Annotated in this window: 10 protein-coding genes and 1 pseudogene; 3 read left to right on the forward strand and 8 right to left on the reverse strand. The window is 64.8% G+C overall.

Annotated features, from left to right (window positions below):
• Position 1 precedes the first annotated feature (1 nt).
• The gene (locus AC1DMA_RS06510; RefSeq protein WP_478143648.1) at positions 2 to 1588 is read left to right on the forward strand and encodes a serine hydrolase domain-containing protein; all 1587 of its coding nucleotides are present in this window, start codon (positions 2 to 4) and stop codon (positions 1586 to 1588) included.
• Positions 1589 to 1592: 4 nt separating this feature from the next.
• Positions 1593 to 2771 (forward strand): serine hydrolase domain-containing protein, encoded by a 1179-nt coding sequence (locus AC1DMA_RS06515; protein ID WP_478143649.1) that lies wholly within the window; start codon positions 1593 to 1595, stop codon positions 2769 to 2771.
• A 258-nt stretch (positions 2772 to 3029) separates the two neighbouring features.
• Here AC1DMA_RS06515 and AC1DMA_RS06520 read toward each other — a convergent pair whose 3' ends face one another.
• The 4 genes from AC1DMA_RS06520 to AC1DMA_RS06535 form a co-directional block, all read right to left on the reverse strand.
• The gene (locus tag AC1DMA_RS06520) at positions 3030 to 4373 is read right to left on the reverse strand and encodes a sigma-54-dependent transcriptional regulator (protein ID WP_478124304.1); all 1344 of its coding nucleotides are present in this window, start codon (positions 4371 to 4373) and stop codon (positions 3030 to 3032) included.
• The gene (locus AC1DMA_RS06525; protein WP_478143650.1) at positions 4366 to 6318 is read right to left on the reverse strand and encodes a sensor histidine kinase; all 1953 of its coding nucleotides are present in this window, start codon (positions 6316 to 6318) and stop codon (positions 4366 to 4368) included. The genes AC1DMA_RS06520 and AC1DMA_RS06525 overlap by 8 nt, the downstream gene beginning before the upstream one ends.
• A 155-nt stretch (positions 6319 to 6473) precedes the next feature.
• Positions 6474 to 7430: a tripartite tricarboxylate transporter substrate-binding protein gene (locus tag AC1DMA_RS06530; RefSeq protein WP_478143973.1), complete on the reverse strand. Its 957-nt coding sequence runs from the start codon at positions 7428 to 7430 to the stop codon at positions 6474 to 6476.
• A gap of 131 nt (positions 7431 to 7561) precedes the next feature.
• Entirely contained in the window at positions 7562 to 9859 is a 2298-nt protein-coding gene (locus AC1DMA_RS06535) for a DUF6351 family protein (protein WP_478143651.1), read from the reverse strand.
• A gap of 240 nt (positions 9860 to 10099) precedes the next feature.
• Here AC1DMA_RS06535 and AC1DMA_RS06540 point away from each other — a divergent pair.
• Positions 10100 to 10195: pseudogene (locus AC1DMA_RS06540) on the forward strand (nitronate monooxygenase); the annotation flags it as partial.
• A 31-nt stretch (positions 10196 to 10226) separates the two neighbouring features.
• Here AC1DMA_RS06540 and AC1DMA_RS06545 read toward each other — a convergent pair.
• From AC1DMA_RS06545 to AC1DMA_RS06560, 4 genes are all read right to left on the reverse strand, one after another.
• Positions 10227 to 10568, reverse strand: coding sequence for an IclR family transcriptional regulator domain-containing protein (locus AC1DMA_RS06545; protein ID WP_478143652.1), 342 nt, complete (start codon positions 10566 to 10568; stop codon positions 10227 to 10229).
• Positions 10474 to 10818 carry a hypothetical protein gene (locus tag AC1DMA_RS06550; RefSeq protein WP_478143982.1) on the reverse strand — a complete coding sequence of 115 codons (345 nt, stop codon included), beginning with the start codon at positions 10816 to 10818 and terminating at the stop codon, positions 10474 to 10476. The genes AC1DMA_RS06545 and AC1DMA_RS06550 overlap by 95 nt, the downstream gene beginning before the upstream one ends.
• A gap of 891 nt (positions 10819 to 11709) precedes the next feature.
• Complete coding sequence (locus AC1DMA_RS06555) at positions 11710 to 13209, reverse strand: hypothetical protein (RefSeq protein WP_478143653.1); 1500 nt, start codon at positions 13207 to 13209, stop codon at positions 11710 to 11712.
• Positions 13206 to 16868, reverse strand: coding sequence for a BadF/BadG/BcrA/BcrD ATPase family protein (locus tag AC1DMA_RS06560; RefSeq protein ID WP_478143654.1), 3663 nt, complete (start codon positions 16866 to 16868; stop codon positions 13206 to 13208). Before AC1DMA_RS06560 ends, AC1DMA_RS06555 begins: the two co-directional genes overlap by 4 nt.
• Positions 16869 to 16940 lie beyond the last annotated feature (72 nt).

Here is a 16940-nt window from a genome sequence, read left to right on the forward strand (position 1 = left end):
CATGAGACACAAATCCCCGGTTTTGCGCGCGCTGCACGGCATCGCATTCGTGAGTGCTTTCGCGCTCGCGGGCTGCGGCGGTGGTGGCGGTGGCGCGGGTGGCGCCAATGTCTCGGCGACGGAGCTTCCGGCCATCCCGCCGGCTCAGATCGACGCGGCCATCGCCCAGATCGACCGATTGGCAGCCGACCTGATGCGCCGCTCGGGCATTCCGGGCATGGCCGTGGCCGTGGTGAAGGACGGCAAAACCGTTTACGCCAAGGGTTTCGGGGTGCGCCGCTTGGGTTCGCCTGAAAAGGTCGACACGGACACGGTTTTTCAACTGGCTTCGGTGTCGAAGTCGGTAGGCGCAACCGCGATGGCCACGCTGGTCGGTGCGGGAAGCGTCAACTGGGACACTCGGGTTGCCAGTGTGATGCCTGACTTCAAGCTGGCCAACGACGCGGTCACGCAGCAAGTGACGATAGGAGACTTCTACGCCCTCCGTTCGGGCCTGCCGGCCGGGGCGGGCGACATGCTCGAAGTGCTGGGCTACGACCGGGGGCAAATCCTCGAGCGCCTGCGCTACGTTTCGAACCAGGGATTCCGGACGCAGTACGGGTACGCGAACTTCAGCATCACGGCCGGGGCGCAGGCCGCGGCCACGGCCGCCGGCATGGATTGGGAGACGATCAGCGAGCAGAACCTCTATCGGCCGCTTGGAATGGCGTCCACCAGTTCCCGCAATGCCGACTTCATGCGGCAGAGCAACCGCGCTTCGCTGCACGTCAAGCGGGGTGGCAACTATCAGCCGCTGTATCTGCGTCAGCCGGACGCCCAATCCCCCGCGGGCGGCGTGAGTTCCAGCGTCAAGGACATGGCGCGCTGGCTGGCCATGGTTCTGCAAAACGGCGTCTACGAGGGTCGGCAGGTGGTCAAGGCCGATGCCTTGTTGCCCGCCTTGAACGTGCAGATCGACCGGGGCCCCGCCGATGGTGTCTCCGCGCGTTCGAGCGGCTATGGCTATGGCTTCGTCGTCACTGTCGCGCCGTCTGGCCGCGTCAAGCTGGGGCATTCAGGGGCGTTCACGGCGGGCGCAAGCACGTCCTTCTCGATCATGCAATCGGCTGGCGTGGCGATCGTCACGCTGACGAACGCGATGCCGGTGGGGGTTCCCGAGGCGTTGAACTCGTCTTTCGATGATCTGGTCGAGTACGGCAAGGTCACGCGCGATTGGTATTCCATCACGCGAGCCGCATTCGAGCCGATCAACGATCCCTTGGGTTCGCTGGCTGGCCAAACGCCGCCGGCCCCGCCGGTTCCAGCCCTTGCCGCCACGGCTTATGCCGGCACCTATGCCAACAGCTACTTCGGCGACGCGGTGGTCGAAGCCAGCGCCGGCAATTTGACCTTGAAGATGGGCCCCGGCGGCGTGACGGTCTACCCCTTGCGCCACTGGAGCGGAAATACTTTCATCTTCGACTGGAGCGAAGGCGAAGGCAGCCTGATGAGGGTCGATTTCAATGAAGCTTCAGGCGTGGTGAATGGTGTGCAGATCGAGGCCTTTGTGGAAGACCAGACGGGCGGCGTGTTCACAAGGAAGCGATAGCCACATGACAAAGCTCAAATTTCCGGGCTTTACGTGGTCGCTGCCATTCCTGCTGAGTCTGGCCGCGTGCGGCGGCGGTGGCGGCGGCAATCTGATGGCGGTCTGTCGAGCCGGGCAGGTCCAGCTCGAATCCAACTGCGTCGACGCGGCACAGACCGCCGATCTGGTGCGCGAGGTCGTGCGCGAGACGATGGCCGAACTCGACCTGCGCTCGGCCATCGTGGGTGTGAGCGTGGGCGACACACCGGTCCTCAGCCAGGCCTGGGGCGAATCCGCGCACGGCCAGGCGGCCACCGTGGACATGCATTGGCGCAATGGCGCAATCGGCATCTCCTACCTGACCACCGCCTTGCTCCAATTGCAAGACCAAGGCGTGCTCAGCATCGACGACAAGCTGTCGAAATGGCTGCCCGACTACCCGCGAGCCGGCGAGATCACGCTTGCCATGCTGGCAAGCAGCACGTCGGGCTATGCGGAATACGTGGACCCGGACGTCATTCCGCTGAAAGGCGACGTTGATCGGCAATGGACCCAGGACGAACTGATCCAGATCAGCCTGGCGCAGGGGATGAAGTGCGAGCCCGGCACGTGCTTTTTGTATTCGCACGCGAACTTCGTCATCCTCGGGCGTGTCATGGCGATGGCCAGCGGCAAGCCGGTCGCCGATTTGATCCGCACCGGCATTCTGGAACCGCTGAACCTGCGCGAGACACGCAGCGACTCGACGCCCTTCATCCCCGAGCCGGTGCTGCACGCCTTCTTGAATGTTCGGGGAAGCTATGAGGACAGCACCGGTTGGAACCCCTCGTGGTCTACCGCCGAAGGCGCAATCATGACCAGCACCATCCCCGACGTCATGCGCTCGGCGGAGGCAATCGCCACGGGCCGCTTGATCTCGCCCAAGAGCCACGCGCAGTTTCTGGAACCACGCACCGCCGCGTTCGCGCCGTGGACGCGCTCGCGCTACTACGGCCTGGGTATCTTTGTATCCAACGGATGGCTCATGCAGAACCCGGCTTTCTACGGCTATGCGGGCACGATGGCCTACCTGCCGGCGCAGAAGATCACGATCGCGGTCAGCACCACCCTGGGGCCTGATGCTTCCCCTGACGGCAATGCGTCGTCCACGCTGTTTGAGCGGATCGCGCGGCGCCTGACGCCATCCAGCGCACCCACATCGTGACGCAACGGTGACTCAGCAGGCACTTCCGGCTCAAATGCAAGACAGAGAGTGGCGCACTGCACTAGCTTCCAGCGTCTGCATACCGCTCGACCTGACAGGCATAGCTGCCGGGACCCGATGAGCACGCCGAGTACGGATTGGGCGGAAGGGAGCATCCGCCGAGGACACACAACAGCACGAAGCTGATCGCAATTTTGAACACTTTGGCCTCCTGAATCTTTGCTGTGACGTAGCGCCCATTCCCTGGGCGAGCTCGGTTCAAGCCGCTGCACGCATGGGGCCCAAGCGTCGCATCTTGTCGTACAGCGTCTTGCGCGGCAGACCCAGGCGCTCGGCTGCTGCGGCCGCGCTGCCGTTGCACGCTTCAAGGGCCTCGTTGATCAGGTAGCGCTCGAACTGCGCCAGTTGCTCGTCGAGCGTGCGTTCGATGTGAGTGAGCTCGCGCACGCCGGCCTCGCCGTCCCACAGGCCGAGCACGAAGCGGTCGGCGACATTGCGCAGCTCTCGCACGTTGCCCGGCCATGCATGCGCCACCAGTGCCTCCAGGTGGCGCGGCGCCACGGTGGGCAGTTCGCGCTCGTGCCGCAAGGCGGCCTGGGTTGCGAAGTGGGTGAAGAGCAGCGGGATGTCCTCGCGCCGGTCGCGCAGCGGCGGCAACTGCAGCAGCACCACGCCAAGACGCCAGTACAGGTCGTCACGGAACTTGCCCTCGCGCGCTGCGGCCAGCAGGTCGGCCTTGGTGGCAGCAACCACCCGGCAATCCATGGGCCGCAGCTCGTTGGTGCCCAGCCGCTCGAACTGCCGCTCCTGCAGCGTGCGCAGCATCTTCACCTGCAGGTTCATGGGCATGGTTTCGATTTCATCGAGAAACAGAGTGCCTCCGCGGGCATGCTCGATCTTGCCGATGCGCCGCTTGGCCGCTCCCGTGAAGGCGCCGGCCTCGTGGCCGAACATCTCGCTTTCGAACAGCGTCTCGGGCATGCCGCCGCAGTTGATGGCGGCAAAGTGCCCTGCGCGGCGGCGGCTTCCTTCGTGCAGGCAGCGCGCCACCAGCTCCTTGCCGGTGCCGGTCTCGCCCAGGATCAGAACATCGGCGTCCGAACTTGCAACGTCGCGCACCAGGCGCCGCAGCTGTTGCATGACTGAAGAGCGGCCAATGAGGCGGGCCTCGATCGATTCGAATCCAGCCAGCTTTGAACGCAGCTGCTCCACCTCCAGGCTCAGCGCGCGCCTTTCCATTGCGCGACGGACCACATCGGTGAGCTGCTCGGGTGAAAAAGGCTTTTCGAGAAAGTCGTAGGCGCCCAGGCGCATGGCCTGCACGGCCATGGTGATGTCGCCATGGCCGGTGACCAGAATCACCGGCAGCGCCGGGTCGATCTTCAGTGCGCGCGAGAGCAACTCCAGTCCGTCGATGCCCGGGAGCTTTACGTCCGTGACCAGCACGCCCCGCAGGCCAGGTGCAAGCCGCTCCAGCACTTTCTCGGCCGAGCCAAAGCCGGACACGTTCAAGCCAGCGAGCTGCAGAGACTGCGTGCTGCCCAAGCGCACGGCCGGGTCGTCTTCCACGAAGAGCACTTCCATTGCATTCGATTCAGGCATGTGATGTTTCCCGTTGTCCATGGCGCAGCACTGCGATGAAAACCGCACCGCCCAGTTCGCTGCGACCCGCCCGCAAAAGGCCGCCGAAGTCGCGAACGATGCCGGCCGAGATAGCCAGCCCCAGCCCCAAGCCAAGGCCTTGGTCCTTGGTGGTGAAGAAGGGCTCGAACACGCGCTGCGCCACTTCAGGCGCAATGCCCGGGCCGTTGTCGTGCACCTCCACCACCACGTTGGCGCCCGAGCGGAACACAACGATGCGCACGCGGCGCCGGCCCTGCGGCTTTGTGAGCGCGGTTGCGTCGAACGCGTTGACCAGAAGGTTCACCAGCACCTGCTCGAGCCGGTTGCCCTCGCACAGCGCATGCAGGCCTGGCTGCACCCGCTGCTCGAGCTCGATGTGCTCCTGCCTGATGCGCTGCTCCAGCAGGAACAGCGCATCACTGATCACGTCCGCCAGCGGCACCGGCTGCAGTTCGACGCCCGAGCGGCGCGCAAACTTCTTGAGCTGCGCGGTGATCTGCCCCATCCGGTCGGTCAGCTGGCAGATGGTGCGCAAGTTCAGGTCCACCTGCTCCGCCTCCCCGCGCTGCAGGAACACCACAGCGTTGGCCGATAGCGTGCGCAGCGCCGCCAGCGGCTGGTTCAGCTCATGCGTGATGCCTGCAGACATCTGGCCCAACACGGCCATCTTGCCGGTCTGCACCAAGTCTTCCAGCGTGTTCTTCAGGATCTCCTCGGCCTTCTTGCGTTCGGCCACCTCGGTCTGCAGATGCTGGTTGGCTTCGCTCAGCGCCTCGGTGCGCAGCTGCACCTTGTGTTCCAGCTCGTCGTAGGCGCGCTGGAGCGCTTCGCGTGCAGCCAGTCGCTGGTGCACGATGCGGCGGCGCTGCTGGAAGAACAGCACCAGCAGCGTGAGGAACACCAGCGTGAACATGGTCAGTACCGCCGCTGTGCGCGCAGACGCATGCACAGGACCCATGTCCGACAGCATGATCAGCTTCCAGTCGGTGCCTTCCACAGCCCGCGCGTCCAGTAGCAGGTCGGGCCCGAAGCGGACGGCGGCCGACCGGCCGGGCGCACTGTCGGCGCCGATCTGCACCACTTTTGCCGCACCGCCCGACATGGGCCGGTGCTCGCGCATGGCCAGCGGCGTGAGCGTGCCGGCCTCTGTGTACTGGCGCGTCTGCGCCAGCTGCGCCTGCGTCTGGCTGGAAAGCGGGTGCAGCGTGCGGAACTTCCACCCCGGCACGGACGACAGCACCACCACGCCGTTGCTGTCGATGGCCAGCACCTTGTCGGCCGAACTCGACCACGCCGCATCGAGCTTGTCCAAGCCCACCTTCACGGTTGCCACGCCAATCTGCCGCCCGCCGTCCGAAACAGCAAACGAGAAGTAGTAGCCAGCCTCTCGGCTCACGGTGCCGATGCCATAAAAGCGGCCCGGAACGCCGCGCATCGCGTCGTGGAAATACGGCCTGTACGAAAAATTCATGTGCACGAAGCTGCCCGGTTGATCCCAGTTGCTGGCGGCCAGCGTCAGGCCAGTGGCGTCCATCACGTAGCTTGCACTCGCCTGTGCGTGGGCGTTCACGGTTTCAAGATAGCGGTTGGCGTCTTGCCGCAGGCTGTCGTCGCCGGGCGAGCGCAGCAGGTCCAGAACATCAGGACTCAACGACAGGACCTGCGGCAGGTACTCGTAGCGGCTGAGTTCGCTGCGCAGGCTGGTTGCATAGATGTCGAGCCGATGCAACGTGCCCTGCTGAAGCGAGCGGATGCCGCTGCGCTCGGCCGCAAGATAGGCCAGCGCACCTGACGCCGCGGCCAGGCAAACCCACGCGCCGACAGCGAGCCAGCGCCACCATCGCGTGTGCGGCGCGGGATGTTCCCGAAGCTCGTCCAGGGAGCCGGTCAGGCTGGCACGGTAAGGCTCGGCGAGCCTCAACACGGTACGCCCAGCCGAAAGGAGCAATGACACAGGAGCGGGAAGCGGTGCCGCTTGGGTTGGCAACAATGGGAAGCGATCATAGGGACGCGCCTCCCCGAGCGGGAGGTCGGAATTACCCTGCTTGCGCTCTGCGGCCGCTTCACCGCACTGGGCTCTTAGTCCGCGTAGATGCCCGCGGCCCTGATGACCGGCCCGAAGCGCTCCACTTCGGCCTGCACGAACTTCTTGTGCTCGGCCGGTTCCTCGCGCTTGTCAGCCATCACCACCGCGCCCAAGCCTTCCTGCTTCTTGATGAAGTCCGGGTCTTTCAGAGCCACCCTGAGCGCATCGTTGAGCTTCTTGAGCACTGGCGCTGGCGTGCCCTTGGGCGCGTACATGCCGTGCCAGATCGTCACCTGGAAGTTCTTCAGGCCCGACTCGTCCAGTGTCGGAATGTCCTTGAGCGCGGGCGTGCTGAGGCGCTTCAAGGTGGTCACCGCGTAGGGCTTGACCTTCTTCGCCTCGATCTGTCCGGTGGTGTTGGTGGTCTGGTCGCACAGCAGGTCGATCTGCCCGCCGATCAGGTCGGCAATGGCCGGTGCCGTGCCCTTGTACGGCACGGTGGTCATCTCGGCCTTGAGCTCGCTCTGAAACAGCAGCCCGCACAAGTGCGAGGCCGAACCAATGCCTGCATTGCCGAGGTTCACCTTGCCTGAACTCTTGGCGATCCACTCGCGCAGCTCCTTGAAGTTGTTGGCCGGCAGGTCGGGCTTGCCGATGAGCGTCATGGGCACGTCGTTGATCATGCCCAGGTACTCAAAATCGGTGTCGTATTTGTAGGGGAGCTTGCGATACAGAACGGGGGTGGTGGCCATGCCCACGTGGGTGATCAGCAGCGTGTGGCCATCTGGCTTGGCGCGCGCCACCTTGGCGTTGCCGATGGTGCTGCCTGCACCGACCGTGTTGTCCACCACGATGCTCACGCCGTCCAGCGGCGTGCGTAGGGCCTCGGCCAGGTCGCGCGCGACGCGGTCGGTGGGCCCGCCGGCGGCAAAGGGCACCACCAGCGTGATGGGCTTGCCATCCGGGAAATTCTGGGCATGGGCGCTCATCGATGCAGCGGTGGCTGCCATCAGCGCGATGGCTGGAAGGATCTTTTTGTAGGCGTTCAAGTTTCACTCCGCATGGCGGCAGGTGGTTGGAAAGAAAAGTGGAAGGAAAAGCCGGAAAGATCGGCCGCCGGGCGCACCCGGCGGCCGACGGATCATTGCGGCAGGCTCGGCGTCAGCTGGCCCGTGATGTCGAACAGCAGGTTCACCGTCGAGGGCCCGAACGACAGCCACGTACCGGCTAGCGGCTGCTGGCCAACGCCCGGCTTCGTCCAGTCGCACACGCCTTCGGGGAATGCGGCGTTGAGCCGCGCCCATTGCGGGCCGCTGAAGATCACGCCGTAGTCCGACGGGTTGAGCGGCTTGAGCTGGCACTTGGCAATGTCGTCAACCAGCGGCCCCCCGGCTGCCATGCGTGGTGTGGTGCCTGCCGGGTAGAAGGTGTTGCAGGCGCCCGGGCCGAATGCGGTCTGCTCTTCCTCGTACTTCAGGCCATTGGCCCAGCAGGCATCCTTCAGGTCGGCCGGGCGATCTGCGCGAACCTTCTGCGCCAACGTGCGATCCGAAGCGTCGGCCTTCACGGCGCGCAGCCAGCGGTCCATGGCATCGAACGCCTCGGCGCTGCTTGCGCCCTTGGTCCACATCACGTGGTTGCCGATATCGCCATTGGCTCGGCGCAGGCGCTCGCGCATGGAGAACGAGTGGATCTTGGTGTGAATGTCGCCGCCGACCGTCTGATCGTTGTAGTCGCGCAGGTCGATCACGGCGGTAGAGGCGAGCCCCCCGGCGCCGTTGACGATGCGACCCGACTGGTAGGCCCGGCGCAGCGCTTCGATGTCTCCGACCGTGCGCGTTGCGGTACGTTTCATGTCGCGGTCCACACCGCCGACCCGCTCGTTGAGGTCCAGAAACTTCTCGAGGCTCAGCTTGCCCTCGTTGAGCGCGCTCAGGCCGTACTGAATGCCCACGTTGTCGATGGGTCGCAGCGCAAAGCCTTCCTGCGCCGTCTTGCCATAGACGTTGATCGTGTGGTCCCACACGGTGGCGCGCGCTCCGGTCGGGTTGTTGATCGGGTGGTAGCGCTGCGCCGCCGGCACGCCCGCGGGGAAGGACACCACCGGGTCCAGCCGGCCGGCGCTGTTGCTCATGTTCGAGATGTTGCCGATCTGCAGGTAGCCCGAGATGGCCTGCTTTTCCGCGACCGTGTAGCTCAACGCGCTCGTGGCCGGATCGTTGAAGTAGTTGTTCAACACCCGCGAGTCGTGCAGCTTGAAGATGGTCGACGAGGTCACGTCGGCAAACACCTGGCTCACCACCACACCGTCGAAAAGGCCCGGATAGTTGTCGCTGGTCTGGTGGCTCTGGTATGAACCCCCAGAGCCGCCGGTGCCGATTGTGTAGTCGGGTACGCCGAAGTTCTCGATAAAGCGTTCCTTCACCATCGCAATCGTCTCGGACGAAAGTTGGTCGTTGCAGTTGGTGCCGAACACGTTGAGTGTGGACGTGGTCACCGCCAGCCCGCGGCTCTGGTAGGTGGGATTGATCAGCGTGCCGAAGTCATTGCCCTGCTGGAACCACCCGCCCTGGCAGCCGCCCCCTAGCGGATAGATCACGCCGCCGGTCCAGCCGGCCGGTCGCGACGTGGGCGACGGCGCAGGCTCGTTGAGCACGTCATGCAAGATGGCCGACTGGTACAGCGCGCGATTGATGGTGCCGCTTTCCAGCCGCACCACATAGGGCACCGACTTGCCGTTCACGGTCAGATAGCTCATGTTGGCCGGGTACGAGGTGATTTCTTCCGGCACGAACCGCGTGTTGCCGCCGGCGGTGTTGCGGTAGTAGTAGTCGACTCGGGTCACGACAGAGCACTTGTCGTCGCCCGTGGGCGTGAGCTTCTGGCCGCCCATGCGGGTGAAGGTTTCGTAGCCACACACGAAGGGCTGTTCGTGCGGGCCAGAGATCATCGGCCCGGTCACCGGGTACGCGGTGAGCACCTGGTGCGCGCGGTAGCCGCGGAACTTGGCCACCAGGTCGTTGTTCCCCAGCTTCAGACCCGTGAGCTTGCCGATCAGCCGGCCGGTCACGGGATGCGTCTGAAACACATCGGTCACGTCAGTGCCATTGAGCGTGACGGAGAAATCCTGACTCGGTTGCGGCGCCAGCTTTTCCAGTTCGACCAGCGCGTCGTCGCCCGACACCAGGTGGGGCTTGGACGACAGCACGTTGATGCGGATGGTGGGCGCGCTATTGCGCGGCTCGCCGGGAACATCGTTGCCAGGCTTGGCCGCCGAAAATGCGCTAGCGGTTCTCGTGCCGATAGCGCCACCGCCACCGCCAGCGCCATCGCTCCCTCCCCCGCAGGCTGCCACGATGAGTGCGGCGCCAAGCGCAGTGATTGCGCTCGGGTGCCCAGGCACGCGAGCGCGCGCCAGGACTTTGTCGGTTCTGTTCATTGATCTGTCTCCTTCTTGGACTTGCAAAAAGCACGGACCCGGCGCCGAATGCAATTGCCACTTCTCTTCGCGGCGCGCGGCGGCCAGGGCAAATCGTGAATAGCAACGCACATGCCAATCGGCACATGGCTTGCAAGTCGTTGAATTCAAAGGAGCGCGCCCGTGATGCTCAGGGTTTTCCCCGGCGCTTGCGGATGGAGATCCGCACAGCTGGAATCAGCTTTGTCTGGAAAATGGCACGCGAGCATCGTCGGGACCTTCCCCGCGCTGAATGCGCGACCAGCAAACGAACTGGAACGCTGGATCGATGAAATCGAGCGGCACCTCGCCGAACACGGGACAAGGTGCCATGCCCAAGACGGCAGCGCTACCGAATCGCGCGAATCGAACCAGCCCCCTTGCGCCCCGCCATCGCACTCGAGATTTCAGCCCCGCGCTCGCGCAGATCCTCGCCAAGCGCCTTGATGTCGGTCTTCGTCATCTGCGCGCCGATGCCCACGGCACTGATGGCCATCAACGGCTTCTTGAGTTCGTCCAGCACGGCCGTCGAGACTGTGGTGACACCTTTCGCGTAGTGCCCGTGGTCAACGGCGTAGCCGCGCTTGCGTGCCTCTTCAACTTCCGTTGTGACGCAGAGCGACCTCCCGCAGATGCGGCTTGACCATTGCGATATAGCTGGCTTGCTCGAGAGTCCCCTTGGCAAGGGCAAGCAAGCCCAGGCCCACCGAATAGGTCTTGAGCTGCTTTCCAAGGCTGTCCATGGCGGGATCCGTGTTTCGAGCGCGGCGCATGGCTGCTAGGCCTGCACGCCGCTCAACATAGTCGGCCACGCGTGCGCGCGCCGCGTCGGCGAAGCCGTCGACCGAAAGCACCTCCGTGGCAAGACCAAAACCCAGTGCCTGCCTTGCAGCGAGTTCCCTGGCACCGACGCACAACTGCGCCACAACCGCCAAAGGCAAGCGCGACTGCAGCACGGCCGGGTACAGAGAACCGCGCGCTCATTTCCTTCAGCCGGACTGCCTGGTTGTCGCAGAGTGTGCGCACCAGTACGCGACAAGCGATTTCCGAACGAGCAAAGGCCATGAAGAATCGGTCGCGGAAAGCCGGCGGCGAGCGCTACAGGGGGATCGACGTGCAGTCGGAGGCCTGACAACAAGCGTCGACCTCAGGGTCGCCAGGAGCTCTCCGGTGGAGGCGTCCTTTAAGAGCCTTCGAGTGAAACTTTTTGGCGCCGTAGTTCGGGCGTCCACACTGGTACCTTCTTCGCCCAGCCAGAAGCCAGGGCTCCCAAGGACGGTCGCCATGCTGGGCAAGGTCTGGAGGTCCTTCTCGTAGAGGAAGGAAAGATCAAGCGGGTCGGGTGGTTCCCGCGGGCAGCAAACGCTAAGCCCGTAGAGGAGCGTATCGCGCAAACCATACGCTTGCTCGATCGGCTAAAACTTCCAGTTCTTCAGGTGCTCAACATCCACGCGCGACCTTTTGTCTAATGGCCGACCTTGATTGCGATCTTTCCTACAGCCTTGCGATTTTCCACCGCCGCGATCGCCGCAGGCGCATCCTCAAATGAAAAAGCGGTTGCACTTCCGGCTGTATCAACTGCTCGTACCAAAGCGCGACAAGCGACGCAATGTTGCGACCATTGCCGGCAGGGTTCTCCAATAAAAAGCCGCGCCAGTCCACACCGAGAACCTTGCAACGCTTCAATAGGACCAGGTTCAGGGGCAAACGTGGAATTCCAGCGGCAAAGCCGACCACCAGATGCCGGCCACCGGCGCAGAGAGCGCAGCGCCGCCTCACTGTAGTTGCCACCAACGTCCGCTTCAAAGCAGATTGTCCGCAATTCGGCGGCGTCAGAAATCACTAGAGCGGCGCCCTCGGGCTTCATCCCGCGCCGCCCGCTTCGCCTTGAACAGATCCCGAAGTACCCGGCTGTATGCATTGGCGGCGCCGTCTCCTGTCGTCTCGATGGCGCAAAAGATCGCCTGCGGATACTTCTCGGTCACCAGCGACTGAACGCCGTCCGACACCCCCGAGGACGGCATGCAGCCGAAGGGCTTGACGCTCACCACCATGTGCGCCTTGCGGTGCCGAACGCTCTGGATGAGCTTGCCGACTTCCATGTGGCCTTCGCCGCCGCGCAGATGGTTGTCGTAGTAGGGGTGCGAAAGCGTCGCGATCTCGTCGAAGTCCGACAAATGGGCTTTCTTCAGCCCCAGTAGCGCCGCACAGACACCGAATGCGGCTCGCAATGCAGACTCCGCCGCCATCATCGAGAGCAGCCTGCGCACCGGGCGCTTTCCGGCCAACCCATGCCGCGCATCGTCATCCGAGGGCAAGGCCATGCGCCGCCGCGTGTCCCACTTCACCTGCCATAGGTTGTAGAGCAACCAGGCCGTGACCGGCTGCACGTCGACCTCCGCACCCTCGGCTTCGAGAAAGCGCTGCAGTCGATAGTTGCCGTCGCCCTCCGTGGTCATGGCCCAGAACTCGCCGATGACCGAGACCTTGGGCTTGACTTGCGAGCGGTCGAGCGCAACCGCGGCAAGCAGGCGGCGGCATTTCCACAGCGCGGCAAGCATGCTGCTTCGATGCTCGAGCGCGTCGTGCAACAGGGCCTTGCAGCGATCCAGCGCGGCATCTGTTGCGCCGTGCACCTGTTCGTAGGGTCGCATGCGATAGCCCATCGCATTCAGGACGTCGCCGGCAACGACCGCTCGCAGCACCGCCAGGAAGAACCTGCGGTCGAGTTCCAGCCCATCGCCCTCGCCGCAAGCCTGCCTGAGGCCGCCCTGCTGCTGGAACAGCAGCACGCGAAAGCCCTCGAAGCCCGCATCGCGCAAAGCCTTGCGGTATTCGGTGGCGTAGGTACCAAAGCGGCACGGGCCGCATGCGCCCGCGGTGAGAAAAACATGGCGCTCGACGATCTCGCGTGTGCTCAAGCCCTGCACATCGCGCAACGCAACCAGGTGCTTGACCAGATTGCCCACGGTGAAATACGTCGGATTGCACTGCCCCCGGTTGCCGAACTCGCGACCGAAGCGCAGCGCCTCGTTGTCCGGCACATCGAGCACGCGAACCCGATAGCCGATGCCTGCGAGCGCGCCCTGAACGAGCAGGTCCTGCGCCTGTGTCAAGCCGCCACACAGCAGCGTGGTGTGCTCGCGTTGGGCACGCGTGAAGCGCGTCGGTGCGGCATCGCGCCAATGAACCGGCGGTTTTCCGTCCAGCCCGAGCCGGGCGCGCTCTTCGCGTTCGAAGCGGCGCAGTTCTTCCTCGATGTCGGCGGCGCGTGCCGCTTCGTCGCGCAGCCAGACGACGGTGCGGGGCGCCGCGTTTGAAACATTGTTCATGCCAGCCTCCGTGGGTGGTCGGAGTCGGTCGCGGATTGAGGCCGCGACCGGTGGATGGTGATCGGATGCACGTTCGAAGGCGGCGGCGCGCCGCAGGCGCGGTCATGCACCGGCTCGGGCCGTGCGAACACCATCGGCTTTTCTTCGGCCAGGTACGACGCGTAGGCCATGTCGAGGGCGTCGGGCACTTCCGAAACTCCGCCGCCCTGGCGCGCCGCCCTCAGTTCCCGCCGCCTTTCGACGATTCGCCGCTCGAGTTCGCTGCGCGCCTGGCGCAAGTCCTCCAGCTTCTCCGAATGCCGCTGAAGCGCATGCGCATAGGTCCTCACCCTGATCTTGATCGAGCCGGACGGCTTGTTGGCGTCGATGTCGTGCAGCGCCGCGTAAGGCGTGGTGCTCGCACCGATGATGTTGTCGATCATCCCGTAGGTCGGCGCATCGTGGCCGCACTTGAAGCTGGAGAAATCGAGCACGACCAGGTTGGGATGGCGCGCTGCGAACTTTGCGGCCCAGACCTTTTCCGCGCTGTTGGTCGAGTAGGCCTCGGGCCACACGTCGGCGATGCGAAGCGCATCGCCCTCTTCCGCTTCCTCGTCGGCAAAGAAGCGCGCCAGCCATCGTGGATCCTTCGGGATGGAGCGAATCGAAAGCACCGGATAACCAAGCGCCTGGAACTCGTCCAGCACGCCATGGTTCAGGCCCGGATCGTTGTGATAGGGCCGCCCCAGCATCAGGATGCCGACCTTGTTCTCCTCCTCGAGCCGCTCCAGCAGCAGCAAGCCGCGCCGTTGCATCTCGCTCTCGAAGGCCTGCATCGCCGCAAGTCCCTGCTCCACCGCGAAGTCGCTCTCGTCGCGCGTGATGCGCAGGCGCGTGCCCCAGGCCTCGAACATCTGCATCTTCATGTAGTGCTGCTCGTTCAAGGTGATCGCCGGATCGACATACGCCACGCCGGCTTGCCCGAAGTAGTCCACCTCTTTCGTAAAGGCGGCGCGCACGACCTTCGGAACCCCCGCCACGATCGGGCACGCGGTCGTGTCGGGCATGCCCCGCACGAAGCTCGGCAGATGGGTGAGGCAGGGGAAGAAGATGAAGTCCAGCGGCCGGGACTTGTGCTTGACCATCAACAGGTCGTGGACGTGTGCCTGCGCCACCTTGGACGGAAAGCACGGGTCGATGGAGCCGTATCGACTGCCCGCTTCCCACAGAGCCTCGCTCGTGAAGTCGGAGAACACGATCTGACGACTGTCGACGCCAAGCGCTTCGAAATACCCGCGAAACAGCGGCGCGGTCGAATACATGTTGAGCACGCGCGGCATGCCAATGCGCAGACGTGCGCGGTGCGCCGCGCTGTCGTCGCACGAGCGCTCGAAGCCTCGCTCGAAGGGCCGGCGCGTCATGCCCAGGTAGAAGGACTTCCATGACCTGCGTACGCGCACGTCCTCGACCGGTGTGCCTGCATCAGGCAACGGCTCCGCCTGATGGAATGACTTGAAAGCAAGCTCCGCCTCGTAGTCGACCAGATTGGGAAACTGCGATTTCAGCGACTTGCGCTGCGTGACCAGCGCCTTGAGCGCCTCCTTCGACTCCACCGTGCCGTTCTCGCAAGAGAAGCCGGCGATGTAGCGGCTCTTCCTGCCGCTCTGCGTTGCGGCATCGATGAAGGTGCGCTTGCAGGCGTTGGCGCAGAAGTGGCAGACGGTGCTCTCGTCGTTGCGCGTGGTGTACCCGAGCCCGATCGCCGCATCGAGCCCGACGAACCGACTGGCGCCACGCCGCATAACGACACGCCTCGCCTCCAGGGCCGCGCCGATCGCGCCCGCTTCTCCGCAGTGCGGGTGCACGCGCACCACGGCGCCCGGCACGCGGTCCACGATGTAGTCATGTTGCGCCTTGACAGCTGCGAGGTTGTGTTGCGTGCCGCCCTGAAGCACGAAGACGCGGCCGAGCTGCGCCAGCCTCGGCATCTGCACCACGTACTGCCAGATGTTCTTCGGCAGCACGAGCGCCAGGCCGGCCATGAGTTCTTCCTTGGCGTAGCCCTCTTTCTGGAAGGTCACGCGGTCGGTGTCGAGAAACACCGCGCAGCCGTAGTTGAACTGCGGGCTGAGCCTCGCCTTGAATGCCGTCGCGGCATAGTCTTCCATCGCGACACCGAACTGGCTCGCCATGGCCTGCAGCAGCATGCCGTTGCCGGCGGAGCATTGGTTGGAAAGCCGGAAGTTGCGGATTTCCCCCTGCGCCATGAAAAGCACCTTGATGTCCTGCCCGCCGACATCGCACACCACGTCCACATCGCCGAAGCTGCGCGTGGCCGACATCATGTGCGCGACTGTCTCGACGATGTTCGCGTCCGCGCCGATGGTTTCTTCCAGGATGTCGGCCGCATAGCCGGTCGCGCCGAGGCCGAGCACTTGCAAGGTGGCGCCCTGCGCCGTGACGAAATCGCGCAGTCGCGCCAGGATCTGCTTCGCATCCGCGATCGGGTTGCCTTGCGAGAGCTGGTAGTGCTTGAACAGAAGCTCGCCGGCCGGATCGAGCAGCACGGCCTTCGACGACGTCGAGCCGCCGTCGATGCCGACATAGGCCTCCACCAGCCGGCCCGGAGAGAACGCCGCTGGCACGAAGGCAGGCACACGAAAGCGGTCGATGAATGCGTCGCGCTCTTCATCGCTCGCCACCAGCGCCGGGCCTTGCGCAAGCATTGCGCGAGCGCCTTTATCTACCGCAAGGGAGGCACGCAGCGCAGCGCTGCCCAGGTAGCGTCCCGTCTCGGCCGGTTCCTCCAGTCCGTAGACCGCCGCGCCATAGGCGGCGTACAGCGCAGCGTTGTCCGGAACGAAGACGAGTTCCTCGGGACGCGCGTCGCGCACGCATGAATGGTCGCGCGCCCGCCATAGCTCGACGATGCGCTGCCGCCAGCAGGCCTGCAGAAACGGCAGGTAGGTATTCGGCCCGCCGAGCAGGAGCACGCGCGGCTGCAAGGTGTGCCCGCGCGTGAGCACGGACAGGTTCTGCGCCACGATCGCATCCGCGAGCGAGCACATGACCTCTTGCGCCGGAATGCCCGACTTCACGAGGCCCACGATGTCGGTCTCGGCGAACACGCCGCACTTGGCGGCCACGGGATGCAGCTTGTCGGCATTCCACGCGAGCGTCGCGAGCGCCTCGGCTGGCAGGCCCACCTTCATCACGCACTTGTCGATGGTCGCGCCGGTGCCCGAGGCGCACTTGTCGTTCATCGAGGCGACCACGCGCCGGTCGGAAGCCGCCGCACCGGGCGGCGCGGGCTTGTAGATGATGATCTTCGCGTCCTGCCCGCCGAGCTCGATCACGCTGCCGACATCCGGATGCAGCGCATCGACGGCGATGGTCACCGCATTCACCTCCTGCACGAACTTCGCGCCGATGAGCGGGGCCAACGGCGGCGCACCGGAGCCGGTGACGAAGGCGCGCATCGATGAAGGCGGTACATCGCCGAAGTGCGATTCGATCGCCGAGAGCTGCACGTCGAGCGCCGCAGCCTGGCGCGTCTCGTGGCGGCGATAGTCGGACCAGAGGACGGCGCGCGTCGCTGCATCGACGACCACGGTCTTGACCGTCGTCGAGCCGATATCGATGCCCAGGACGCGTTCCGACGCCGCAGATCGTCTTTCCACGTCAGTCCTTCTCGGCTTTGACGCCTGTCATCCGTCCCCAGGCGATCGCGAGGCGGGCTCTCAGCGGCACCC

It is taken from the genome of Variovorax sp. 05N34 (genome assembly GCF_056397405.1).

What these genes read in the sequence shown, in the direction of transcription:
- AC1DMA_RS06510 (WP_478143648.1), top strand. Translation starts at nt 2, where the DNA reads ATGAGACACAAATCCCCGGTTTTGCGCGCGCTGCACGGCATCGCATTC.
- AC1DMA_RS06515 (WP_478143649.1), top strand. Translation starts at nt 1,593, where the DNA reads ATGACAAAGCTCAAATTTCCGGGCTTTACGTGGTCGCTGCCATTCCTG.
- AC1DMA_RS06520 (WP_478124304.1), bottom strand. Translation starts at nt 4,373, where the DNA reads ATGCCTGAATCGAATGCAATGGAAGTGCTCTTCGTGGAAGACGACCCG.
- AC1DMA_RS06530 (WP_478143973.1), bottom strand. Translation starts at nt 7,430, where the DNA reads ATGGCAGCCACCGCTGCATCGATGAGCGCCCATGCCCAGAATTTCCCG.
- AC1DMA_RS06535 (WP_478143651.1), bottom strand. Translation starts at nt 9,859, where the DNA reads ATGAACAGAACCGACAAAGTCCTGGCGCGCGCTCGCGTGCCTGGGCAC.
- AC1DMA_RS06555 (WP_478143653.1), bottom strand. Translation starts at nt 13,209, where the DNA reads ATGAACAATGTTTCAAACGCGGCGCCCCGCACCGTCGTCTGGCTGCGC.